The organism is Candidatus Woesearchaeota archaeon (assembly GCA_003695435.1).
Lineage (GTDB): Archaea > Nanobdellota > Nanobdellia > Woesearchaeales > UBA11576 > J101.
This window is the reverse complement of the sequence record RFJL01000011.1, coordinates 1-22963: the sequence shown is the minus strand read 5'-3', so window position 1 is coordinate 22963 and position 22963 is coordinate 1. Positions and strand designations below refer to the sequence as shown.

The 22963-nt window shown below is 41.2% G+C and carries 20 protein-coding genes and 2 tRNA genes; 12 read left to right on the top strand and 10 right to left on the bottom strand.

Annotation, left to right across the window (positions count from 1 at the left end; genetic code table 11):
* Positions 1 to 231 precede the first annotated feature (231 nt).
* A complete protein-coding gene (locus tag D6774_00825) occupies positions 232 to 960 on the top strand; it encodes a hypothetical protein (protein ID RME78548.1) in 729 nt (242 codons plus the stop codon).
* The gene (locus D6774_00820) at positions 957 to 2048 is read left to right on the top strand and encodes a glycosyltransferase family 1 protein (protein RME78547.1); all 1092 of its coding nucleotides are present in this window, start codon (positions 957 to 959) and stop codon (positions 2046 to 2048) included. Before D6774_00825 ends, D6774_00820 begins: the two co-directional genes overlap by 4 nt.
* Here D6774_00820 and smc read toward each other — a convergent pair.
* Complete coding sequence (smc, locus tag D6774_00815; GenBank protein RME78546.1) at positions 2032 to 5526, bottom strand: chromosome segregation protein SMC; 3495 nt, start codon at positions 5524 to 5526, stop codon at positions 2032 to 2034. The two genes, D6774_00820 and smc, sit on opposite strands and share 17 nt — an antisense overlap.
* A 58-nt stretch (positions 5527 to 5584) precedes the next feature.
* Entirely contained in the window at positions 5585 to 6232 is a 648-nt protein-coding gene (locus D6774_00810) for a ribonuclease HII (protein ID RME78545.1), read from the bottom strand.
* A gap of 76 nt (positions 6233 to 6308) precedes the next feature.
* On the opposite strand from D6774_00810, the gene D6774_00805 reads away from it, so the two are divergent.
* Complete coding sequence (locus D6774_00805) at positions 6309 to 6611, top strand: hypothetical protein (protein ID RME78544.1); 303 nt, start codon at positions 6309 to 6311, stop codon at positions 6609 to 6611.
* On the opposite strand, the gene dusB is transcribed toward D6774_00805, so the two are convergent.
* Both dusB and D6774_00795 read right to left on the bottom strand, forming a co-directional pair.
* Complete coding sequence (dusB, locus tag D6774_00800) at positions 6579 to 7532, bottom strand: tRNA dihydrouridine synthase DusB (GenBank protein ID RME78543.1); 954 nt, start codon at positions 7530 to 7532, stop codon at positions 6579 to 6581. The two genes, D6774_00805 and dusB, sit on opposite strands and share 33 nt — an antisense overlap.
* Positions 7533 to 7565: 33 nt before the next feature.
* Positions 7566 to 7640: transfer RNA gene (locus D6774_00795), tRNA-Met, on the bottom strand.
* Between the two features lie 93 nt (positions 7641 to 7733).
* Between D6774_00795 and D6774_00790 the strand changes: the two genes are divergently transcribed.
* The 5 genes from D6774_00790 (at position 7734) to D6774_00770 (ending at position 13851) form a co-directional block, all read left to right on the top strand.
* Positions 7734 to 7849, top strand: a tRNA-Ser gene (locus tag D6774_00790).
* A gap of 65 nt (positions 7850 to 7914) precedes the next feature.
* Positions 7915 to 9903: a transglutaminase domain-containing protein gene (locus D6774_00785; GenBank protein RME78542.1), complete on the top strand. Its 1989-nt coding sequence runs from the start codon at positions 7915 to 7917 to the stop codon at positions 9901 to 9903.
* 42 nt (positions 9904 to 9945) lie between these two features.
* Positions 9946 to 11217: a serine--tRNA ligase gene (locus D6774_00780; protein ID RME78541.1), complete on the top strand. Its 1272-nt coding sequence runs from the start codon at positions 9946 to 9948 to the stop codon at positions 11215 to 11217.
* A gap of 349 nt (positions 11218 to 11566) precedes the next feature.
* Positions 11567 to 12646, top strand: a complete 1080-nt coding sequence (locus D6774_00775) for an AAA family ATPase (protein RME78540.1) — start codon at positions 11567 to 11569, stop codon at positions 12644 to 12646.
* A 644-nt stretch (positions 12647 to 13290) separates the two neighbouring features.
* Positions 13291 to 13851 (top strand): hypothetical protein, encoded by a 561-nt coding sequence (locus tag D6774_00770; GenBank protein ID RME78539.1) that lies wholly within the window; start codon positions 13291 to 13293, stop codon positions 13849 to 13851.
* Positions 13852 to 13904: 53 nt separating this feature from the next.
* On the opposite strand, the gene D6774_00765 is transcribed toward D6774_00770, so the two are convergent.
* The 4 genes from D6774_00765 to D6774_00750 all read right to left on the bottom strand — a co-directional run bounded on the left by D6774_00765 (position 13905) and on the right by D6774_00750 (position 17342).
* Positions 13905 to 15329 (bottom strand): RtcB family protein, encoded by a 1425-nt coding sequence (locus D6774_00765; GenBank protein ID RME78538.1) that lies wholly within the window; start codon positions 15327 to 15329, stop codon positions 13905 to 13907.
* Between the two features lie 47 nt (positions 15330 to 15376).
* A complete protein-coding gene (locus D6774_00760) occupies positions 15377 to 15796 on the bottom strand; it encodes an archease (protein ID RME78537.1) in 420 nt (139 codons plus the stop codon).
* A gap of 137 nt (positions 15797 to 15933) precedes the next feature.
* Complete coding sequence (locus D6774_00755; GenBank protein ID RME78536.1) at positions 15934 to 16455, bottom strand: hypothetical protein; 522 nt, start codon at positions 16453 to 16455, stop codon at positions 15934 to 15936.
* A gap of 131 nt (positions 16456 to 16586) precedes the next feature.
* The gene (locus D6774_00750; protein RME78535.1) at positions 16587 to 17342 is read right to left on the bottom strand and encodes a TatD family deoxyribonuclease; all 756 of its coding nucleotides are present in this window, start codon (positions 17340 to 17342) and stop codon (positions 16587 to 16589) included.
* 75 nt (positions 17343 to 17417) lie between these two features.
* Here D6774_00750 and D6774_00745 point away from each other — a divergent pair, with 75 nt between their 5' ends.
* Both D6774_00745 and D6774_00740 read left to right on the top strand, forming a co-directional pair.
* Positions 17418 to 17822 (top strand): hypothetical protein, encoded by a 405-nt coding sequence (locus D6774_00745; GenBank protein ID RME78534.1) that lies wholly within the window; start codon positions 17418 to 17420, stop codon positions 17820 to 17822.
* Positions 17823 to 17853: 31 nt separating this feature from the next.
* A complete protein-coding gene (locus D6774_00740) occupies positions 17854 to 20133 on the top strand; it encodes an AAA family ATPase (protein ID RME78533.1) in 2280 nt (759 codons plus the stop codon).
* A gap of 54 nt (positions 20134 to 20187) precedes the next feature.
* On the opposite strand, the gene D6774_00735 is transcribed toward D6774_00740, so the two are convergent.
* The gene (locus D6774_00735; GenBank protein ID RME78532.1) at positions 20188 to 21210 is read right to left on the bottom strand and encodes a decarboxylase; all 1023 of its coding nucleotides are present in this window, start codon (positions 21208 to 21210) and stop codon (positions 20188 to 20190) included.
* Positions 21203 to 22144, bottom strand: a complete 942-nt coding sequence (locus D6774_00730; GenBank protein ID RME78566.1) for a deoxyhypusine synthase — start codon at positions 22142 to 22144, stop codon at positions 21203 to 21205. The genes D6774_00735 and D6774_00730 overlap by 8 nt, the downstream gene beginning before the upstream one ends.
* 148 nt (positions 22145 to 22292) lie before the next feature.
* Between D6774_00730 and D6774_00725 the strand changes: the two genes are divergently transcribed.
* Complete coding sequence (locus D6774_00725) at positions 22293 to 22640, top strand: hypothetical protein (GenBank protein RME78531.1); 348 nt, start codon at positions 22293 to 22295, stop codon at positions 22638 to 22640.
* The coding region (locus D6774_00720; GenBank protein RME78530.1) for a Glu-tRNA(Gln) amidotransferase GatDE subunit D at positions 22637 to 22963 on the top strand (327 nt) is incomplete at its 3' end. The genes D6774_00725 and D6774_00720, both read left to right, overlap by 4 nt.

Genomic DNA, 22963 nt, shown 5'->3' with positions numbered 1-22963 from the left:
TAGGATGTGCGAATTTAGTGCGTAGAGATAGTTGTACAACAAATACTTTGTTCAAACCACTCGTTTCCAAAACACCCTTCGCCAATCATCCTCCGCAGCATCCCTCTGCAAGTAGCACAAGCTTTAAAAAGAGATATCTGTCCCTTCACACTACTCGCAGCGGTAGTATAATGGCTAGTATCCGGGCCTTCCAAGCCTGTGATCCGGGTTCGAAAAGACACAACGTCTCGAATGTCCCGGCCGCTGCATTCTTTTCTTTACCGTACCAGATTTTTTAAACACGTCAAATACACCAAGAATATGCATAAGAACAAGAAGAAAAAACCCTCCATTCTCGTTATCGGCGCGCACAACGATGATTTTGCCATTGGTGCTGGTGGGACGCTACTCAAATACCTTGATGAAGGCTATCACGTGGCTAGTCTCATTGCATCATTTGGGGAGAAATCCCACCCCCACATCAAACCAGAAATTATAGCAAAGCAAAGAGAAAAAGAAGCAAAACGTGTGAGTAAGTTCATGAATATTGAACATCTTGGCATTGTTGGTGCAAAAGAAGGTAAGTTTCTACGTGATGAAAACCCCCGCTTGCTTCATGATGCAATCAAAAATGCAATACTCAAACTCAAACCAGAAAAAATCTTTATTCACAGTATCGACGACCCCCATCCCGACCACAGGGCACTCTACAAAATCACTCTCGACGTTGCAGACGAGATAAACTACCAAGGAGACATCTACTCCTATGATATTTGGAACCCTTTAAGCTTTAAGAAACAAGGCGTTCGTATGGTTGTTGATATCACGCCATACTTCTGGAAAAAGCTTGCAGCAATCAAACGATTTGATAGTCAATGGATAGCCTTAGTGCAGCTCATTCCTGCAACTATTTACCGTGCAATTCGCAACGGGTTGCGTAACAGCTGCAGATTCGCAGAGGTGTTCTACAAAGTACGATGACAAAGCCTAAACTGCTCATTGCAACAGATAGTTTTCTCCCACGTTGGGACGGTATTGCACGTTTTCTTGATGAGATCATCCCCCACCTTAGCAAACACTTCGACATTACTATCGCATGTCCAGACTATGGACGCCCCCCAACGTACCCTGCCCGTATTGTTTTGTTTCCTCTGCGTAAAGTAAGTGTAGCAGGATACGCTCCTGCACAGGTTGACAAAAAAACTCTTCAAAATCTCATTGATAACGCAGATGTCGTCTTTACACAAACGATTGGGCCTATTGGCTACTACGCAATTAAGTATGCTCGAAAAAAGAAGAAATATGTTGTAAGTTTTATCCACAGTATTGAATGGGCGCTCTTCTCAAAGAACCTTCCTGTAGCTCAGCGAATTGCCGCATGGATCCTTAAAAAAATTATTCCTCGCATTTACAACAAATCAGATTTACTTATTTGTCCGTCAAATGAAACATTGCGCGCAATTCAACAAAAGGGAATAGGAAAAAAACATGTTGTGATCCCCTTAGGTGTTGATAATCGCACGTTTCGTCCTAGAAAAAATGCGAAAAAAGAATTAGGTCTTGAGGACTACACTGTTATCGGATATGTAGGGCGCACAACAAGAGAAAAAGATCTTGACACGCTCTACAAAGCGTTTCGACAGCTTTACGAGGAGGATAAAACAATTCATCTACTCATTGTTGGTGGTGAAGTTTCTTGGCAAGACATGCGTGGAATAACAAACATCCCCCAAGTAAATAACCCTCAAAAATATTTTCAAGCAATGGATATTTATGTTCTTCCATCTCATACTGAGACAACCTCTCTTACAACTCTTGAAGCGATGGCTTCGCAACTGCCTGTTGTAGTGACGCCAATGGGACACATTAACGTTTATCTTAAAGATAGGAAAAATGGCATGTTATTCCCCCCAGGAGATGTGGACTATTTGAAAAGTTTGTTACAAGAATTAATTGCCTCACCCGCGCTAAGAGCGAGATTAGGACGAGCTGCTAGAAAGACATCCAAGGAGTATTCTTGGAAGAAAACTGCTGATGAGTTGGTACAAGTACTCAAACCTTCAAACTAATCACATCAGTCATTCCATGTTCATTCATTGACACTCCGAAGAGGTTGTTTGCTTCGGAGATCACGCCGTCGTTGTGAGAAATCATGATGTATTGTGCTTTTTGCGCATATGCTTTTACAAGCTCTGCTAAGCGTTGAGAGTTCTTTTTATCAAGAGCTGCATCAACTTCATCAAGGACGTAAAATGGTGCGGGCTCATGTTCTTGGACTGCAAAGAGGAATGCAAGAGCAGTCATTGTTTTTTCCCCTCCTGAAAGGGATCTGATATCAAGGAATTTTTTTCCGGAGAGTCTCACACGGATTTCAAGACCTCCATTGAATGGGTTTTCAGGGTCTTCAAGGATAAGTGATGCTTCGCCTTTTGTTGAAAGAGACGAGAATATTCTCACAAAGTGCTCTTGGATTATGTTGAAGGTTTCCATGAAGAGTGTTTTTTTCTTCTCTTCAATTTCTTCCATGAACTTGATGACGCTGTTCTTCTCATCTTCCAAATCTGCTTTCTTTTTTGTCAGCGTTTCATATTCTTGAACAACGGAATCATATATTTCAAGAGCTTTTAGATTTACCGCTCCAAGGTTTTCAACCATTTTCTCGAACTGGTTAATCTCTTTTTTGAGTTGTTCATCAGATTTTTCATGATCAATTTTGACGCCTTCAAAGTGCTTGAATTCTTCTCTAAGAACAATGAGTTCAGTATCTACTTTGGCTTTTTCAATGCCAATAAGGTTTATTTTGTGTTCTATTTTTCTCTGCTCATCAGTGTCTGCATAGAGTTTTTTCTCCTCTTTTTCTAGTTCATCGGAGAGTTTTTGTCTTCTTGCAAACTGTTCTTTGAATTGAGCGTAGAATTCTTTTTCTTGTTTTTCCTTTTCTTTGAGTTGGGATTCAGATACAGCGAGTTTTTCTTCAAGTTGAGCGATTTCTTTGTTAAAGGAATCCTGTTCTTTTTCGTGTCCTTGTAGCGCTTTTTGTATATTCTTCTGCTCGGGAATAAGCATAGTTTCAATTTGTGTTTGGAAATTTCGTTTCTCTGAGTTAATGGAGATAATTTCTTCTTTAAGTTTTGCTCGTTGTTCTTCTAAACTGTTGAGTTCTGCTTGTAAGCGAGGATTTCTTAATTCATTGAGTTGATTACGTAGTTTTTCTTTGTTAATCTTGATATCTGCAAGAACTCTGTTTTTCTCAGAAATTGTACGCTGAACCTCAACAACCTTGTCCTCCATTGCGCGTAAATCTCTTTCAAGATTTTCCTTGATTTTCTTATTAACTTCAAGATCTCCTGATTCAAGATGAAGGCTTTTTTCCATCTTAATAATTTCGCCTTCGAGTTCTGCTTTCTCTTTTCTTAGTTCTACGATTTTTTCCTCGTTTTCTGCACGAGTTTTTTCAAGCTTGGATACTTTTAGACCCATCTGCGCAGCAAGAGATTCTGCTTGTTCTATTGCTTTAGTAACTTCTTTTTCTGAAAATCCAAGTCCTTGACGTTTTTGTCGGTATCCTCCCTGCATTGCTCCTGAGAGTTCAGTAATGTCTCCATCAAGGGTGACCATTTTTGCAGAACCAATTCCTATCTTGCGTGCAACTGAGATGTTATCTACTACGAGCGTGTTACCAAAAACATATTTGAAAATCCCTTTGAATTTTGGATCGTAGCTGATAAGATCTACAGCTTTGCCGTGAACTCCTGGTTGTTTTGCAAGCTTATTTGCAACGTCGCTTTCAGGAGGTGCTTTGATTTTATTGATTGGAAGAAATGTTGCAACGCCGAGTTGATTCTTTTTGAGATATTCAATGCATTTTGCTGCGACTTTGTCATCGTCAACAACAATTGATTTAAGCTTGTTTCCTGCTGCCATTTCGAGGGCAAGAGAATATTTTTTTGAAACTTGCCCTAGTTCTGAAACCGTTCCGTGCACACCTCTGAGTTCTTTTCTGTTATCTAAAATCGCTTTTACTGCACGATCGGATCCAAGCTTTTCTAAGATTTGTGATTGACGCGCAGAGAGTTTTGATTTTTCTTCATTCGCTGCGATAAGTTTAGAGCGTGCTTGTGCGAGCTCTTGAGCTAGCGCCGCGTCTTGTGTTATGAGTGCGTTGAGTTTGAGAGTTATTTTCTTGAATTCTTCTTTCTTTTTCTTGAGATTTTTAATTTGTTCCTTATTTTCTTTTTCTACAGAGAGAACTTTTTCTATTCGCTCATCAATTGAATTGATTTGGAATTCCAGTTTATCTTTTTCTCTTAGGAGTTCTTGTTGTGATGCTCGTAGTTCCTGCATTTCTTTTTGCAATTCTTCTGCTTTTGCATCTAATTCCTGAATTTGTTGATCGATATCTGCTGCTGCTTCTATTTTGTGCTTTTTTCGGAACTGAGCAATTCTCTCATCTAACTCTTTGAGGTGTTTTTGTTTTGTTGTTTCTCGTTCGTCTAAGACTTTTACTTCTTCTTTGAGTTTGTTTATTCGTGCATCTACCTCCTTAGCATCCTCAAGAAGATTTGCTTTTCTTTTCTCTATTTTTGCAATTTCATCTTTGCAAGACTCTATTCTGTTTTTTGCTGTTGCAATGTTAACTTTGAGGTTTTCAATTTCTTTGTGTAGGGCAATTTGATCCTTTTCTCCGCGTCTCTCAATTTCTTTGTTTATCTGATCAATTTCTTTTTTCTTCTCTTCAATTGACTTTTTGAGTTGGCTTATAGTCGAGGTGATTTTGTCAAGCTTTTCTTGGTGAGCATCTATTTTCTCTTGCAATGCTTCTTGTTCTGCTTGAAATTTAACAATGCGCCGATGTAAGTGTGTTGCCTTATTAGTATTAATTTGAGATTCTAAGTCTTTGAATTTTTGTGCTTGATCTCTCTCTTTTTTGAGCTCTTTTAGATATGCTTCGCGTTCTTGCAAGACTATTTCTGCTTCTTTGAGTTTTCCATCAACTTTTTCAAGCTCTTTCATGGCTTTTTGCTTTTTTTCTTCATAAATGGAGATTCCTGCTATTTCCTCAATGATACCTCTTCTCTCATTTGGAGACATGTCAATCATACGGATGATATCACCTTGAAGAATGATGTTATACCCATCAGGGTTTATACGTGCAAGGCTTAGAAGTTCTAGAATTTGCGTCCTTGTACGTACTTCATCGTTGATTTTGTATACTCCTTGTCCTGATTTTTTAACGATGCGAGTGATTTTAACTTCTTTATCCTCTGTTGGGAAAATTTTAGAGGTGTTATCAAAGTAGATAGAAACTTCTGCTTGTTTTGCAGGTGTTTTTTTCTTCCCACCGTTATAGATGAGATTTGATGTTTTTTCTGCCCGAAGAGATTTCGCAGAGCTTTTTCCCAAAACGAAGCACAGAGCATCAAGAACATTAGATTTACCTGAACCGTTGGGACCTAGAATGCAGTTGAAGTCATTGCCAAACTGTATTTCAGTTCGTTTAGCAAATGACTTAAAACCATGCATAACAAGTTTGTTAATCTTAGTCACTGTACGCCCCTTTTTTAGCGTAATACTCGCCGACCTGCTTTATAAATATGTCGGTGGTCTAAAAGTCTTCAAGCCCCTTCTGAGCGTGTTTTTGCGCAATATTCTTATAGCTTGCCCAGGAAGTTCTAAATATTTCCTTATGCTTGTTCCAATTTTCTTTAAGAAATTGTACGGTTACAGGATCACTTGGATATCCTGAGCCCACACGTTGCCCTATCCTTTTCTCAACGTCTCTTATTGCTTTGTCGCGCGTTACTTTCGCAATGATTGAAGCCGCGCTTGCAACAGGATACGTTTTGTCAGCCCCGTGCTCACAAACGATGATCGTCTTTACTTCCAAGTGTTTTTTCAGATAGGCAGTATACGCCTCAACATTGTTAGAGGGGCAGTCAACGTATGCCTTATCTGCGTTTAATAGATTGAGAAGTTTTGCGGTGGTCAGAGCTTCAAGCCAGTTAAGATTCAGATCGGGATGTGCAAGTGCTTCATCAATCTCTTTTGGTGTGAGTATGATAAGCTCGTATTCAAAATGTTCAATAAGTTGTTCATATAACCGTTCTCTTTGCAGAGGGCTAAGAAGTTTTGAGTCCTTAACACCCATTCTTCTCAAGCGTTCTTCATCTTCTTCGCTACACTTAAGACCTACCATTACCATGGGGCCGATGACAGGTCCTCTTCCAGCCTCATCAACGCCTGCAACAATCATTAAACACCTCGATACCTAGGACTATATAAAGGTGCAGTACATAAGATTTAAGAATGTTATAACGAAAACGCTTCTTATGACAACTATTCAATATGACGGATTAGGCGTTCTCATCGATGACGATGCTCAGATGGTAAAAAAAATCATTGAAGACACCTTTCCCAAACTTGTTCGCATCGCACAAAACGAGTGTACGTTGCATGTGCACGTTCGTAAAGTAGATAAGGGAGGCCACCAGGACAGGCAAGAAATACGTCTTCGCTTTGATATCCCTTCTAAGAAAATCTTCGAATCACACTATGAAGATTTTGACCTTGCAAAAGCAGTTCATAAGACCTGTGATGCACTACTTGGACAAGTTGAGAGTGCGTTCAAGTAGAGCGGTTAATTCTTCTTCTGACTTACACTGAGTCATAGCGTTGCGTAACTGCGCAGTTCCTTCATATCCTTTGGTGAATGCTTGGGCTACGGCAAGGACGTTTGAAAACTTGATATCATGCTCTCTTGCGTGTCGTAAATAGTTGAAGAGTAGTTCTATTTTCTCCTCAAAACTTGGCGCTTGAAGATGTTTTCCCTCTTCGAGAAGGGCGTTTATTTGTGTGAAGATATACGGGTTTGCGCGTGCTGCTCTTCCCACCATGACATAATCACAACCCGTTTCTTTGAGCATACGTTGAGCATCTTGTGCTGTTTTGATATCTCCGTTACCAATGACAGGGATGCTTACTGCTTCTTTAACTTGTTTGATGATAGACCAATCAGCAACTCCAGAATAACCTTGTTTTGCAGTTCTTGGATGAACTGTTATTGCGGAAGCTCCCGCTTCTTCACAAGCTTTTGCAACTTCAACCGCGTTGATGCAAGACTTTGCAATGCCTGCTCGTATTTTAACAGTGATTGGAATACGTACCGCATTTACAAGAGATCTTACTATCTGAGCTATTTTTTCAGGATTGCTTAGAAGAGCTGACCCTGCACCTGTTCGCACTACTTTATACGCAGGGCAACCAACGTTGATATCTATGATGTCAAAGTGTGACTCAACAATCTTTGCAGCACAAATAATTTCATCCACGCTGGACCCGAACAATTGGCAGGCAACAGGACTTTCGTTATCTGCTACTGCCATCATTTTTCTTGTAAGCTTGTTTTTATGGTTTATCGCGGTTGCGCTGAGGAACTCCGTTACAGTAAGTGCTGCTCCGTATTCTTTGCAAAGCTGTCTAAATGCCACGTGAGTGACACCAGACATTGGCGCAAGAATTGCTTTATGTTTGAGCTGGGGAAATGGTTTTGGCATGATTCTAAGAATGCTGAGCTGATGATAAAAAAGTAGCGAGGAGTGGATTTGAACCACCGACCTGTGGGTTATGAGCCCACCGAGCACTCCTAGCTGCTCCACCTCGCTATGGTTATTTGTTGATAAGCTTAGAGGTCATTTATAAATCTTCGCTGGCAGAACCTTTATAAATGAACTGGGAGCAGTTCTACTTCAAGCTTTGCCGAGGTCGCATAGTCTGGTATTGCGCAGGATTGCTAAGAACGCTGAGTTCTTCAGATCACCTCGCAATGATCCTGTGTCCCTAGGACACGGGGGTTCAAATCCCCCCCTCGGCGTTTTTCACTTGAGTGGTGGATTTGAAGGAATACGTTTTTAATAGGCGCGCACCCCCTCAAAAACGATGAACCATCGTTTACTCTCCACCTTTACTTTTCTCGCACTGCTTATGCTTCCACTTCTCCCCGCCCAAGAGTTAGATAGCGATAATTTCTGGCAATACACCGCAGAGCAAGTTGAAGTGCAAGTACACATTGAATCCGGAGTGCAACTCTCTTTGCAAAAAAGTAGTGGGAGTATAGATTACGTGCAAGCAGATGTGCTTTTTAGCCCTCAGGACTATTACTCCCAAGACGTTATCTCTCTTAAAACCCAACCAGATCCCGTTTCTACAACAGGCAAGTTCGCCTTTTTTTGGGATAATCCCGAGCCAGGAGATCTTGATTTTAGTATTGATGCTCGCGTAATCTCGCATCCCCATTACCTCCCTATCACTCGCAAAATTGCCTACCCTCTAGCATCTCTTCCTTCTGATGTTCTCCCCTACACCAAACCTTCTGAACACATCAATAGCGACGATGAAAAAATTATCCGACTCGCATCTCAACTTGTGCAGGGGAAAAATGATTTATACGATGTGGTGTATACTATTGCTTCTTGGACAAACAAGAACATTGAGTATAACCTCTCCACGCTCACCGCAGAGGTTTCGCAGCCTGCGAGCTGGGTTCTTGAAAACCGACAAGGCGTTTGTGATGAGCTCACCTCCTTGTTCATTGCACAGCTACGCACCCTTGGAATCCCTGCAAAGTTTATTTCAGGTGTTGTCTATTCGGACTCTGAGCTTTTTGAAAATGATTGGGGAGCACATGGCTGGGCAGAGGTGTATTTTCCTTCTGTTGGATGGGTTGCTTGGGATGTAACCTACGGAGAGTATGGATTTGTAGATCCTACCCACATTAAACTTAAAGAGAGCATAGATAGTGCTCAGAGTGCTACTGTTTTTACCTGGCTAGGTCGCGATGTTGTAGGTGTTGCTAAGCCCATCATTATTGACGCTCAACTCATTGACTACAAGGGCGTGCAAAAGGATAAAATAGCTCTTGATCTTGATGTGTATGATCACTCCATTGGTTTTGGAAGTGCAAATCTTATTCAAGTGCATGTTACCAATCTTCTTGATAGCTACATCTCACCAACAGTTATCTTAACACCTGTGAATACCATTGAGTATGTTGAAGATTCCACCCAAACCCTTTTTTTGGCTCCTTTTGAGACAAAAACAGTTTCCTGGGTCGTTGAGGCGCCCCAAAACCTTGATGAACATTTCGTGTATACTATTCCTGTAGAAGTGAAAAGCTCACAGGGAGGCTATGCAAAAGATTCCTTTGTTATTTCAAAGGGCGAGAGTATCCTTGATGTTGCAGATTTACAAACACTTGCCCACGTTCAAGAAAACAACCAAGAAGAAAGTGCTGTTGATGTGCAATGCTCTTCAATTCAACAACATTACTACGCGCAAGACAATGTGGTCTACGAGTGCAGACTTAAGAATAGAGGTACAAGCATTCTTGATGACTTGCTTGTGTGTCTTGAGGATGTTTGCAAGCGTGTTGATCTTTTCCTTAATCAGGAAAGTGTTGTTGAATTTAATTTGGGAACTTTTGAAGAAGGATTTCATCAACTGCCACTCTCCTTAAAGCACAGAACTCTTGATCAATTATACCTTATTGAATTGCAGATTCTTGACAAGCCTTCAGCAAGAATTCTTATTGATAACCTCTCGTCAACAATACATTATGAAGAGAGCGAGATTCTCCAATTTATTGTTGAGCCAACGTCTCAGTCAGGATTGCACAACACAACGGTACGTGTCGAGTTAGGGAGAAGCTCTGAGGAATTCGTTCTGGGCGATGTTGATTCAAAGCAGGTGGTACAATTAGGTTTCAGAGGGGATCTTCTTAATGTTGGAAGAAACACCGGAACCATCACTCTGGTATATGAGGACTACAAGGGGAATTCCTATTCCTCCAAAGAAACATTTTCCATCTCTCTTGTTGATGTGACCTTGTGGCAAAGAATGGAGATTTGGCTCAAAGAGCTTTTTAAATAGCGCAACAGAGCCTTTATAAAAGAGTCTTTGTAGGAACACAACATGCTTGATATTAATCTCATCAGAGAACATCCTGAAATTGTGCGTCAAGATCTTGAAAAGCGCAAGGATGAAAAAATCGTCCTTGTTGATGAGCTTTTACGACTTGACGAGGAGTGGAGGAAGAGCAAACAAGAACTTGATGCTCTTCGCTCCAAGCGTAATTCACTGAGCAAGGAGATTGCTGCTGCTAAGAAAGCAGGAAAGGATGTTTCTTCACTTCTTGAAGAGTCAAAGGCAATTCCTCAGCAGATTAAACTTTTAGAAGATGAAGTTGAGAGAACGCATTCTCGCATTCAAGAAATTCTCATGACTCTTCCGAACATCACCCATGAAACCGTTCCCTATGGCAAGGATGACTCTGATAATGTAGAGGTGCGTTCATGGGGTGAGAGAAAAACTACGGACGTGAAAAATCATATTGATGTTGCAGAGGCACTTGATCTTGTTGACTTTGATCGCGCAGTGAAGATTTCAGGTGCGGGTTTTTATTTTCTTAAGAACGAACTTGCCCTACTTAATCAAGCCCTCATCGCCTATGCACGAGACACGCTTATGAAGAAAGGGTACCTCTTTTATGAAGTTCCGTTTATGATGCGTAAAAAGCCTTACGCAGGGGTTACGGATCTTTCAGATTTTGAGAATGTAATGTATAAGGTGGAAGAAGAAGATGAATATCTTATTGCAACTTCTGAACACCCTCTTACCGCGCAATTCATGGATGAAGTTCTTCCCCAAGATATGCTTCCTCTTAAAATAGTTGGACTTTCTCATTGTTTTAGAAAGGAAATTGGGTCATCAGGTCTTGATACGAAGGGCCTTTTTCGTGTTCACCAATTCACCAAGGTTGAACAAGTAGTTATTTGCAAGCCTGAGGAGAGTTGGGATCTTCATGAAGAGATGATACGTAACGCAGAGGAAATTTTTCAAGGACTGGGATTGCCTTATCGCGTTGTGAATATTTGCACCGGAGATCTTGGAACAGTTGCTGCTAAGAAATACGATATTGAAGTGTGGAGCCCCAGGCAGCAAAAATATATTGAAGTAGTATCCGGTTCAAACTGCACAGATTATCAGGCGCGAAGACTTAATATTCGCTATGGAGAGCCTGGAAAACCAAAACAGCCCCTTGCACACACGCTTAATTGCACGGGAATCGCCACTTCACGCGCAATGGTTGCCATTCTTGAGCACTACCAACAAGAAGATGGTAGCGTTCTCATCCCACAGGTACTAGTGCCCTATATGAACGGCATTGAACGTATTAAACGCTAATTATTATGGCTTCAAGTATTCCCTGGTTTATTTACATGATTATTGGAGGTATCGTTACACTTATCTCGTATTTCGTAAATCCGGTAGAACTTATCGTCTTTTTGTATGCAGGTATTCTTATGTTTTTATGGGGACTTCTTAAGTGGTTATTTTCTCTATTACAGAGCAAGGAAAGTGTGCGAGAGCATATTCTGTCGGGATCACATGTTCTTCGTTGTGATAGTTGCGGAGTTACCCTACACGCACTTTTTAATTATTGTCCAAAGTGTGGGAAAAAGCATAAATAATTTGAAAACGCTTTGCCTTGCAACAAGCAATTCTTATAAACAACGCAGTGATTAGATGTGCCATGGGACTCTTTAAAGACATGCTTGGAAGCGGAGAATCTGTGTTCTTGAACGAGTTGGCGCTTGATTATTCTTTTTTGCCAAAACTCCTTCCTTTTCGGGAGAGTGAACAACACTACATTGCTCAGTGCATTGCTCCGCTCCTTCAGGGCCGTACTGGAAAGAACCTCCTCATCCATGGAGCTCCAGGAATTGGTAAAACTGCAGCTGCGCGTATGGTTCTCAAAGAATTAGAAGAAGAGTATGATGAAGTAGAGTGTATTTACATTAATTGCTGGACTAAAAATACTACGTTCAAAATTTATGTTGATATCTGTGAGCAACTTGGATACAAACTCACGCACAATAAGCGAAGTGATGAACTATTCAACGTGATTAAGAACATTGTTAATAAGAAATCTGCTGTTTTTGTGTTTGATGAAATTGACAAAGTTGAGGATACTGAGTTCCTCTACACGCTTGTGGAAGAGATTTTCAAAAAAACAATTATTCTTATTACGAATCACGAGGATTGGGTTGATGAGCTTGAACCGCGCGTGCGTTCAAGAGTTCTTCCTGAAAAAGTCGCGTTTCGGCCTTACTCTGCTCAAGAAACCAAAGAAATTCTCAAACAACGAAGCGAATATGCCTTTGTTAAAGGTGCGTGGGATGCACAAGCCTTTGCCCTTGCATGTGAGGAGGCATCTCGTTTTCAGGATATTCGTGCAGGTCTTTACTTGCTTAAAGAAGCAGGACAGCATGCTGAGATGAGTTCTTCTAAAAAAATCACTTCAGATCATGTCAAACAAGCGCTTGCGAAGATGGATCATTTCACCATTAAGGATCAAGAAGATCTTGAAGATGATGCTCAGCGTATTTTAGAAATTATTAAGGCGCACGATGGATCTCGCATTGGTGATTTGTATGAAAAGTATAAACAAACAGGTGCAACGGTAACGTATAAGACATTTCAGCGTCGCATACGAAAGCTTGCGGATAATCGCTTTATTGACACAAAACGCGTTACCGGAAAGGATGGAAATACTACGATTATTGAAATTGCTAAAACAAAAAAACTCAGCGAATTTGGCGGTTTTAAATAAATGTACGACTATTTTTCACCCTGTCCAGTCCTTGTTATGCACGTATTTGCTGTCGTAGTATTTGATTCTTCTTTTTTTGCGTCCACTGGACACTGGACAGATACTCGAATGAGGTATTTAAACAGTTCTGGCATTTTCGAGAGTAGAAAGCGGTGGAGGCGCCATGACCCCGAAAAACCTTGCCTCCACCTACCTTTTGACCCCCCCTAAAAAAGTATCTGAGGTGATACCATGATTGACCCACGTGACTTAAGAACAACGACCATTGAAAAACTCTTTTACTACCAAGTGCAGAATCAAACAATGAAAACAGCTCAAGCTGAGGATCGCATGAAACTCTTTGACTTTCAATTTTCAGATGCTTGGACGAGAGGTGAGCTTTATGACGTGGAGATATAAAAAAACTGAACACTACGAAAAGGAAAGACTCTTTGCTGAGTGGGATCATGAAATACTGGGCCTTGAACAATACGAAGAAAAAGGAGTTATTACAGGAGAGGATCCATTCTAACACTCATAGATAAGCAACACCACGGCTAAAGCCTCGTTCTTGCTGCCCCCTCTCGAGCGCAACGCCAAGGTTTTGCTTATCTTAATTTTTCTCCCATACTTTTTTATACAGGTATTCTGTTCTGAACAGTCTTATGAGAGATGCTGTTGTAGTATCGACGCCAGGTAACCTCTATGATGGAAAAACAGTTTATCACATAGACCGCGCATATCGCTCACTTAATGAAGAGTTCTACCAGCAATTCACCTTTCAACACCCCTACGTGTATTTAGAGAATGAGTTTGAGATGAAATCAGGTTTGAAGCAGGATCAAGAAATGGTTTTACGCATTCTTTTTAGGGAACCTGTCAAGAGAGTTGGTCAAACAGAGCATGACATGCTCTTTTCGTTTTACCAGCTCCAACCAAGAACCGTCTATGAAGGGGCCCTTCCCGACGCGGAAATTGTTCATTTCGAGGGCCACCATCTCGCAATACGACTTGCTCAAAACCATATTGCTCACTTTTATCGCACAAGGGGTTGGCAGGTAACAACACCCTTACCATCACAAGTACAAGGACATTTACGCATACAGCGAGGGCCATTTCACCTTCTCAACATAGGCTTACTCCTACAACACCTTGAAGAACGAGGAGAGTATGACGCAACTCAACTGACTTTCAAACACAAAGATTCCCTCTCGGAAGAGTTATGACTTCATCTGAAGTGAAAAAGAACGTTCTAAGTTCTGTGAAAAAATAATGCAGCTTATCCCTTAACTACGCCAAGCGGAACAACTCTTACTACCAGTTTCCCAATACCTGCTTCATGCGACACCTTTACAACTTCATCAACATCTTTGTATACTTGAGGGGCTTCTTCTGTAATCCCCCGCATAGACGCTGATTTAATCATAATGTTTTTCTGTGCAAGTTCTTCTTTGATTTGTTTTGCGTCAAATTCTCTTTTTGCTTGTGATCTTGACATAACCCTCCCCGCCCCATGTGCTGTTGAGCCCATAGAGATCTCCATTGCTTTTTGTGTTCCTACAAGAATAAACGATGCGGTTCCCATGGAACCGGGTATGAGAATTGGTTGTCCAATATCTCTGTACTTTTCAGGAATTTCTTTTCTTCCAGGACCAAACGCTCGTGTAGCTCCTTTTCTGTGGACATACAATTGCTTTTTAACACCATCAACATCATGTTCTTCAAGTTTTGCAATGTTATGCGCGATGTCATACACTTGTTTTACTTCACAACCAGGAAATACTTCTTTGAATGTTTTTCTGACCTGATGTGCTATGATCTGCCTATTGCAAAACGCAAAATTTGCAGCCGCTTGCATCGCTTTAAAGTAGTCTTTTGCTATTTGAGACTGTGCTGGTGCGTACATGAGATCACGATCAGGAAGGCTGTCAGCAAGTTCTGGTTGTTGTTCTTCCATTTTACGCAAGAAATCTGAACAAACCTGATGTCCAAGACCTCTCGATCCACAATGAATCATAATAACAACTTGACCCGTCTTAGTAATTCCAAAACGACGCGCTATTTCTTCATCATAAATCTCATCAACAGACTGAATTTCTAAGAAGTGATTACCTGAACCCAAGGTTCCTAGTTGATCTTTTCCTCTTTTTTTTGCACGAGGAGAAACCAATGAAGGATCCGGATCTGGGAAACACCCACCTTCTTCTGTAAGTTCGAGATCTTCTTCTTCGCCATATCCTCTTTCTAATGCCCAACGCGCTCCTTTAAGCAATACTTCATCCATCTCTTCCCTGCTAAGCTTAAACTTTGATTCTGAGCCAACTCCCGAGGGGACTGCTTCGAAGAGCGCTGTGAGTAATTCATGCATTTTAGGTCGAACATCTTCAACAGTAAGATTTGTTGCAAGAACCCGCACTCCGCAATTAATGTCAAATCCAATTCCTCCAGGGGAGATAATTCCTTCTTGCGCATCAAAACCTGCGACTCCACCGATTGAAAAGCCATAGCCCATATGTGCATCGGGCATAATGTACGATGCTTTTTGAATGCCTGGGAGGGTTGCTACGTTGATTCCTTGTTGTAATGATTTATCCTCTTTGAGTTTTTCAAAAAGAACGTCTGATGTAAACACCCTTACAGGCACACGCATTGCACCTTCTTTTTCAATTTCAATTTGCGAATCCGAGATTTTTTTTATTTTCATATGCCTTTCGTATGTTGTTTGAATTTACTTGTTTATTCACCTGTTGTTCATATATCAACAGTTATCCTTACTCGATATTTTCCTTGCTCTTCTTTAATAAGCATATCGGAATAGGTCATGGATTTGATCGCTGATTTCACATCATAGTTTTTGTAATGGTCCCCCCATGCTATTGCAGTGAGGGTAAAACCATCCTCATTTTGCACAATCTTCATATCACTCAAAGAGTTAAGAAGGAACCCCTCTGTGTCTGTAAGGACGATGAGCTCCTCTATAAATTCATAGAGTAAGGACATCAAACGCTTTGCCTGCACTTTAATCGGAAAGCTTTGTGCCTTCCTTACTTCGTCAGGTGGGCAAATTACTTCAAAAGCACCTCTTGCCGCTTCTGCAAATGCTTCTTCTAGCGTGTTACCTGTTGCTTCAACCATCCAATCGGCTGTATGAGGCAGAATTTTGTAAGGCATACGCTTCTTGCGGGATTTACTCAATATAAATATTATCTAAACGCAGAATCATCTATGCGGAGAAGAACCACATCGCAAGCATACCAACAAGCGAACGTAGATACGTGGAAAATTTCAATCAGAACACCACACGCCCACTAATAAGGAATTATTTGTATGCCCTCAAGGGAAGCATCTTCTTCTGCTTGCTGTTTTTCGTGTTGTTTTTCTTCAGGTTGTGCGAACATATCAAAAATAGATTGTGTTGATTGCACTGTTGAGGATTGATATGCTGATTGCTGCTGTGATTGTTGTTGCGCTGAATGCTGTTGTTGTACTTGTTGTTGCGCAGGTTGAGGGTTTTCTTGGAAGAGGTTAAGCAGAGGAGTGGAAGCCGCCTGCTGTTGTTGCTGATTGTCGTCGCGAACAGGCAGGGCTTGTTGTTGGGGGGTGTGGATCTGAGAATATGATGGGGACCCTGATGAGGGATACTCTGAAGGATTTACTGGAGCTGTTGATGTTGCTTGTTGTCTTGTAATGTCACGGGGTCGCAGTCTTCGAGACTCTCTCCTATAGACTTGATTTTGCTCCGGCTTTTTTCCTGCCATTGCAAGTAGCATCTGTGCGATATGAGCAAGATGCTCTAATGAGTCTCTTTCCGTGTCAATCTCCAATTTCATACGAAAAAATCATCTTTTTGGGTATTTAAAATCATTGTACGAATGTAAGAATCTAAGCTGTGTGAGTGAGCACCAAGATACGCGTGAAGAAGAGAGAAAAATTGAGCGATTTAAAACAGAGTTTTCAAGGCTTAATAGAACAAGCGTTGAGCATTCATGAAAAGAATATTCCTCATCTCTACTTCTTCTACTCCTTTAATCTGCGCTATTTTTCTTGCCGCTAGGACTACATCTTTTGGCTCTGAGCGCTCACCTTTTACGGGCGCGAGATACGGACAATCTGTTTCTGTAAGCAAAAGATCACTTGGGACTCTTTGTACTAATCCCTGCAACGACTCTGACCTCTCAATATTTGCTGCAACGGTAAAATACCACCCGCGTTCAACGCAACGATCAACATATTTGTGCTTTCCACCGTATGAATGTAGAATAACCGGACATGCAGAGTGTTCCTCAAGAATTTCAATAGTTTCTAGCTCAGCTTTTCTTGAATGAACAATGATTGGCTTTTGAATCTTATTTGCCAATTCAATAATTTTAATGAAAAACGTCTTTTGTTTTTCAAAATTTGTAGGAGATTTATCCCAGTAAAGATCCAACCCCACTTCTCCAATCGCAACGATGTCATCTTTGTGTTTTTTGATAAACTCGAGCTCTTCTTCAATTTCTTGAACAGAAGACTTTACAATTTCAAGAGGATAAAAACCAAGAGCTGCCCTAATGACTGTATATTTCCTTGCAAGATGAAGAACTGCGCGATTACTCTTAACATTTGTTCCATTTGCAACAATAAGGCGAACGCCAGCATCTTCTGCTCGCTGAATGACTTCAGGAAGATCTTCCCGGAATTCTTCTACATCTAAATGAGCATGAACATCAACATACATACCACAAAAACACAAAATCGTCCTTTTAAAGGTATGGCACAAACTTTAAATATCAAGTCATAGGAGAGAGCAAGTATGACCATCGTTAACTTTACGTTTACCGACATTGATGTTCACAGAGAACTAAAACCAAAAGGAAAGGTAAGTATTAAGAGTAATATCTCCATAGATGGCGTAGAGCCTTATGCACTCAGCGTGGGCTCAACAACACAGCAGGGTTGTCAATTCCTTTTCAAACAAGAAACAACGTATTCTAACCTTGGACATATCAAGCTCAAAGGACGTATTCTTTACCTTGGAGATGAGGCCAAAGTAAAAGAAATTTTGGAGAAGTGGAAAAAGGAAAAGAAACTCCAAAAACAGATTTTTGAACTCGTTGCAAACAAGGTAATTGAGAAAAGCAGCATACAATCTGCGATTCTTTCCGATGCAGTAGGGCTTCCTCCCCCAATTCAGCTCCAACGCATCAAAGTAAAGTAGATATAGGACCTCATCTTTTTACCCTCTTAGAATGAAAGAACTTGAGTTAAAAGTCGCGGAAGCTGTACAAGATGATGTTAATAAAGGCATTGTTCGCATAGATGCCAATCTCATGGCAGAAATTTCTGTACGTCCCGGAGATATTGTTGAGCTAGAAGGAGGACGTAAAACAGTGGGTATTGTTGATCGCGCATATCCTGGAGACCTTGGCCTTAACATCATCCGAATGGACGGCATTCTGCGAAGAAATGCGAAGACAGGAATCGGCGAGATTATTAAAGTACGCAAGGCATCTGTGAGTGCTGCAAAAAAAGTGACGATTGTTCCTGCGCGTCACGGAATCTTTATTCGAGCTCCCCCTGAACTCTTCAAAAGAGGTCTTCTTGGACGAGCAGTAGTTCTTGGAGATATTCTCGCCCTTGGAGGAACACGAAGACGCCGCAACATCATGAGCCAGTCCCCCGTTGAAGACATTTTCTCCATGCTTGATGAGAGCATGATGGGATTCAACCTAGGAGACATCAAACTTATCGTAGCAAAAACAGATCCGAAAGGTCCCGTACTTATCACTCAGGAAACAGAAGTCATTTACAAAAACGAACCTATTGAAGAAGTTGAGGAGAGTAAAGTTATTCCAGATGTTACTTATGAAGATATTGGAGGGCTCAAAGAAGAGATCAAAAAGATAAGGGAAATGGTTGAAATCCCTCTCAAACATCCTGAAATCTTTGAGCGCCTTGGCATTGAACCTCCAAAAGGAGTCCTTCTTCATGGACCTCCAGGAACAGGAAAAACACTTCTCGCGCGTGCAGTTGCCTCCGAGACGAACTCTAACTTTACCGTTATTAACGGTCCTGAGATTATGTCCAAGTATTATGGACAATCAGAAGAAAACCTGCGTAAAATCTTTGAAGAAGCAGAAAAAAATGCACCTTCCATCATTTTTATCGATGAGATTGATGCAATTGCAACCAAAAGAGAAGATACCAAAGGAGAAGTTGAAAGAAGAGTTGTTGCACAACTTCTCGCACTTATGGACGGTCTTAACTCTCGAGGAAAGGTTGTTGTTATAGCTGCAACAAATATTCCCAATGCTCTTGATCCCGCCCTCAGAAGACCTGGACGCTTTGATAGAGAAATTGAAATAGGTGTTCCTAACAAAGACGGACGACTTAACATTCTTAAAATTCACACAAGAGGTATGCCTCTTGCAAAAGAGGTTGACCTTGATAAACTTGCGGAAGTAACCTATGGTTTTGTTGGAGCTGATATAGCAGCGCTTGCAAAAGAAGCTGCAATGATTGTTCTTAGACGCGTCCTTCCCGACCTCCATCTTGACAAAGACGACCCCATTCCTGTTGAACTCCTTGATAAACTCCGCATCACCCAAGACGATTTTATTGAAGCGCTTAAAGTAGTGCGGCCCTCTGCCCTTCGAGAGGTACTTATCACCGTTCCCACCACTACTTGGGATGATATTGGCGGTCTTGACGATATTAAACAAAAACTCAAAGAGGCTGTTGAATGGCCTCTTAAACAGCCAGAAGCATTTTCTCGTCTAGGGGTGAGACCGCCTAAAGGAATTCTTCTCTACGGCCCTCCAGGAACAGGAAAAACTATGCTTGCAAAAGCAGTTGCTAACGAGAGTGATGCGAATTTCATCTCCGTTAAGGGTCCCGAGCTTCTCTCTAAATGGGTTGGAGAGTCTGAACGAGGTATTCGCAAGGTCTTTGAAAAAGCACGCCAGGTAAGTCCCACCATTATCTTCTTTGATGAGATTGATAGCCTTGCCCCTAAACGTGGTGGCGGGGGTGGTGACTCCAATGTTACTGATCGCGTTGTAAACCAACTTCTTACCGAAATTGACGGTCTTGAAGAAATGCATGATGTTGTTATCATTGGGGCTACTAACAGACCTGATATTGTAGATTCTGCTCTTCTTAGGCCTGGACGATTTGATCGCGTCTTGATGGCGCCTGTTCCAGACGTGGAAGCAAGAGAGAAAATCTTCAAAGTGCACACTGCAAAAATGCCCTTGGCACAAGATGTTAATATCAAAGAGCTTGCAGCAAAGGCAGAAGGATATGTCGGCGCAGATATTGAAGCCCTTTGCAGAGAAGCTGCTCTGCATGCTTTGCGTAAGAATATGGACGCTAAGGAAGTTAGTTTAGATGATTTTGAAGATGCCTTTAAAGTCGTACGCCCATCAGTTTCCAAAGAAATTGAGGAAGTCTACAAGTCTCTTGAAGCCCATTTTAGAGCTCAACGCGCAGAAGAAATTAAGAAGAAGAAAGTTGATTACTTTGGTTGAGTAATCCGCCTATAAACGCTATTACGCCTATTGCACACAAGAATATTTTCTTGATTAAGGGGTTTGAGTTTCTAATGTAATCTTCTTAAGGCCGCAAAAATCAGTCGTGAACGTATACGCTCCTGCATTGAGGAACACAATAGTGTCCCCTACTTCTTTTCGGGGAAGCTTGACCTTGTACCTGAAGATATCTGTTGAATCGGGCGTTCTTCCTTTGATCAGATACTCTTCTCCTTCGCCCTCTCCTTCTACAAGCAGGCGTAATCCGAGAAGAGCTGTGTCAAGTGCTCCGTTGAAAATAGAGCAATCAAGGATTAATGTGTTCTCATACTTTGCTATGATCTTGGCTTCAAGCTTCACAGCAGGTGCTACGATGTACCGTCCTGGCTCCATCATCGGCGTAATATTTTGCTCTTTGCACCACATAACCAATGCTTTGAGCTTCTCAAAGATGGAAGGGAGAACATCAATATTCGAATTCGCGTATTTAACAGGTAATCCTCCCCCAATATTTAGGCTGTCAATGGTCTTAAGTGTCTCTTTGGTAAGTGCTCGTTCAAGCTCGTCAATAAAATTCCACTCCGAGACGTTTTGCGTCTTGCGATAGAAGTGAACACCAAGAGAGTTTATTTTTGGATGGTTCTTGAGCTGTGCAATCTCCTCATTAATCATCTCTGAAGACATTCCAAACACATAGTGCTTTCCTGTGTAGATCGTATGCTCCCTGATCTTCATGCGCAGTTGTAAGTCAATGCTCTGCTCTGTTTTCACAAGTGCTTTTTTGAGTGTTAAGAGATCGCATTCATTATCCACTACGAATTTTGTAATGCCTCTTTCAAGAAGTTCAAGAATTTCTTGCCCATCCCATGCCTGAGCAATAAACCACAAACGGCTTTTATCCTTGACATGATCTGCACTCTCTCCTGCAACAATACTAAAAAGACAGTTCGTGTCCTCTTCAAGAAAAGGAACTACGTCAGGATTGGTCTTTACAGAGTATGCTGTGAGAAAGCCAAGATCAACGAGGCTTTGATATTGTTCTTTGAGTACGTTACGATTAACAATAAACCTAGCCATTGATAATTCCTTCCTCACTTAGTTGATCAAGTGCCTTTGTAAGCGCTAGAGGAAATGTTATTGATACATCGCCAATAACCATCGCAGCATCACTATCATCTTTAATCTTTCCCCAACTTTTTGCCTCTTGAGTTGTAGCACCACTCATCGATCCGCTTGAAGATCTTGCCGTTGTCATGTATACTGCGTAGTCAAGACCTCCGTTGAGAAGTGTTGCAAGAATTGCATGGTGCTTTGAAATAGAGCCTCCGAGTGCGATAATTCCCTTTTTGTCGTCGTAACTTGTGCAGTGAATGATATTTTTGAAATCCTTAACAACATCAACAACAAAATCAGGATGTTTTTGTTGGAACATGTAGAGATGGAACCCGAAAGCGCCGTCGGTAATTCCAGGACAAAACACAGGGACATCGTGCTTTGCTGCTTGGAAGATTATTGATCCCTCATCTTGGAGAGTAAGGCCGATTTCTTTTAACATTTCAGATACTGCCCAGCGAGGTTTTTTCTCGTAGAGCATTCTAAGAAGAGGACTTATCATATCCTCAAATCGTGCGTAAGACTCATTTGCAATCATCAGGTTTCCTACACGGTTAAGCCCTTTCTCGTAAAGTTCAACATCATCAGAATGAAACTGTCCTAGTATGAACTCTTCTCCACTTGCACGCATAATATCCTCTTCTATTGCTCCCACTGTTGTGACTATTGCATGCGCCATTTCCAGTTGAATCATTTGGGAAAACAGTCCTCTTAATCCAGAGGTCACCATGTTTGATGTGAAGGTTAAGAAGATTTTTGCACCTTCCTTTTTCATCTTCGCTATTGCTGTTGCGCAGCGATCAAGTTCTGTTCCTTGAAAACCTGCTGCTCCCATTTGCGTTACAAGATCAGTGACACGCATTCCTTTTTCCCATTTTATATCCTTGACATACATTATAAAGACCTCTAGCAAAACATAAAGAATCAATCGCCCTTATGAGCGTGCGCGTGGTTTTGCAATCGTTTTCATTAATTTAAGCAACGCTACACACACCTATAAATACATTACCAAATCTTTATAAATGCGCAGAAGAGGTGTTAGCACTATGAAAAAAACAAGTATGCTTCTTCTCTTACTCGTTTTCATACTTCTTGGATGCTCTCAAACCATTGTTTCTAAGCAGGACGCATCACAAATACAAAAAGATGTCCCGAAAAAACTTTTAGAACTTGAAGTAGTTGATGGGGGTTATAATGCCTATGTGCGTAACGCATTTGATACACCTACCATGTTTAGTTTCGCAATACAATGTGACGCATGTGATGTGAGCACGCCACCTCCTGTCTTGGTAGAAGATCAAATTGTAATTCCGCTTGATGCGAAAAAAGGAGATAACTTCACACTCATTGTTCTTGACAATAACAATAACTTTTACGCAAGTGCAAAATCATGAAGCCAGGTGATAAAGTAAGGATACTTGTAGATGATGAAGAGCTTGTGGGAATTTACCTTCCGCGTCCAGAACTTCTTGATCCAAACATCTTTGTCCTCAAACTTGAAAACGGGTATAACATCGGCATTGACAGATCAAAGATCCAAAGCCATGAAGTGCTTGAATCCTACGTACCCGTTTCAAAGCAGAAAAAACCTCTTCAACCAAACTCGTCTCTTCCTACCGTTTCAATACTCTCCTTTGGAGGGACCATTGCAAGTAAGGTTGATTACCGCACGGGTGGAGTGAGTGCAAGCTATGATGCTTCTGATTTTGTTGAAATG

Coding starts and splice junctions, on each gene's coding strand:
- D6774_00770 (RME78539.1), top strand. CDS start 13,291: ATGAGAGATGCTGTTGTAGTATCGACGCCAGGTAACCTCTATGATGGA.
- D6774_00745 (RME78534.1), top strand. CDS start 17,418: ATGACCATCGTTAACTTTACGTTTACCGACATTGATGTTCACAGAGAA.
- D6774_00760 (RME78537.1), bottom strand. CDS start 15,796: ATGCCTTACAAAATTCTGCCTCATACAGCCGATTGGATGGTTGAAGCA.
- D6774_00775 (RME78540.1), top strand. CDS start 11,567: ATGGGACTCTTTAAAGACATGCTTGGAAGCGGAGAATCTGTGTTCTTG.
- D6774_00825 (RME78548.1), top strand. CDS start 232: ATGTCCCGGCCGCTGCATTCTTTTCTTTACCGTACCAGATTTTTTAAA.
- D6774_00765 (RME78538.1), bottom strand. CDS start 15,329: ATGAAAATAAAAAAAATCTCGGATTCGCAAATTGAAATTGAAAAAGAA.
- dusB (RME78543.1), bottom strand. CDS start 7,532: ATGCCAAAACCATTTCCCCAGCTCAAACATAAAGCAATTCTTGCGCCA.
- D6774_00735 (RME78532.1), bottom strand. CDS start 21,210: ATGGCTAGGTTTATTGTTAATCGTAACGTACTCAAAGAACAATATCAA.
- D6774_00780 (RME78541.1), top strand. CDS start 9,946: ATGCTTGATATTAATCTCATCAGAGAACATCCTGAAATTGTGCGTCAA.
- D6774_00810 (RME78545.1), bottom strand. CDS start 6,232: ATGATTGTTGCAGGCGTTGATGAGGCTGGAAGAGGACCTGTCATCGGC.
- D6774_00750 (RME78535.1), bottom strand. CDS start 17,342: ATGTATGTTGATGTTCATGCTCATTTAGATGTAGAAGAATTCCGGGAA.
- D6774_00725 (RME78531.1), top strand. CDS start 22,293: ATGAAAAAAACAAGTATGCTTCTTCTCTTACTCGTTTTCATACTTCTT.
- D6774_00785 (RME78542.1), top strand. CDS start 7,915: ATGAACCATCGTTTACTCTCCACCTTTACTTTTCTCGCACTGCTTATG.
- D6774_00820 (RME78547.1), top strand. CDS start 957: ATGACAAAGCCTAAACTGCTCATTGCAACAGATAGTTTTCTCCCACGT.
- D6774_00740 (RME78533.1), top strand. CDS start 17,854: ATGAAAGAACTTGAGTTAAAAGTCGCGGAAGCTGTACAAGATGATGTT.
- D6774_00755 (RME78536.1), bottom strand. CDS start 16,455: ATGAAATTGGAGATTGACACGGAAAGAGACTCATTAGAGCATCTTGCT.
- D6774_00805 (RME78544.1), top strand. CDS start 6,309: ATGACAACTATTCAATATGACGGATTAGGCGTTCTCATCGATGACGAT.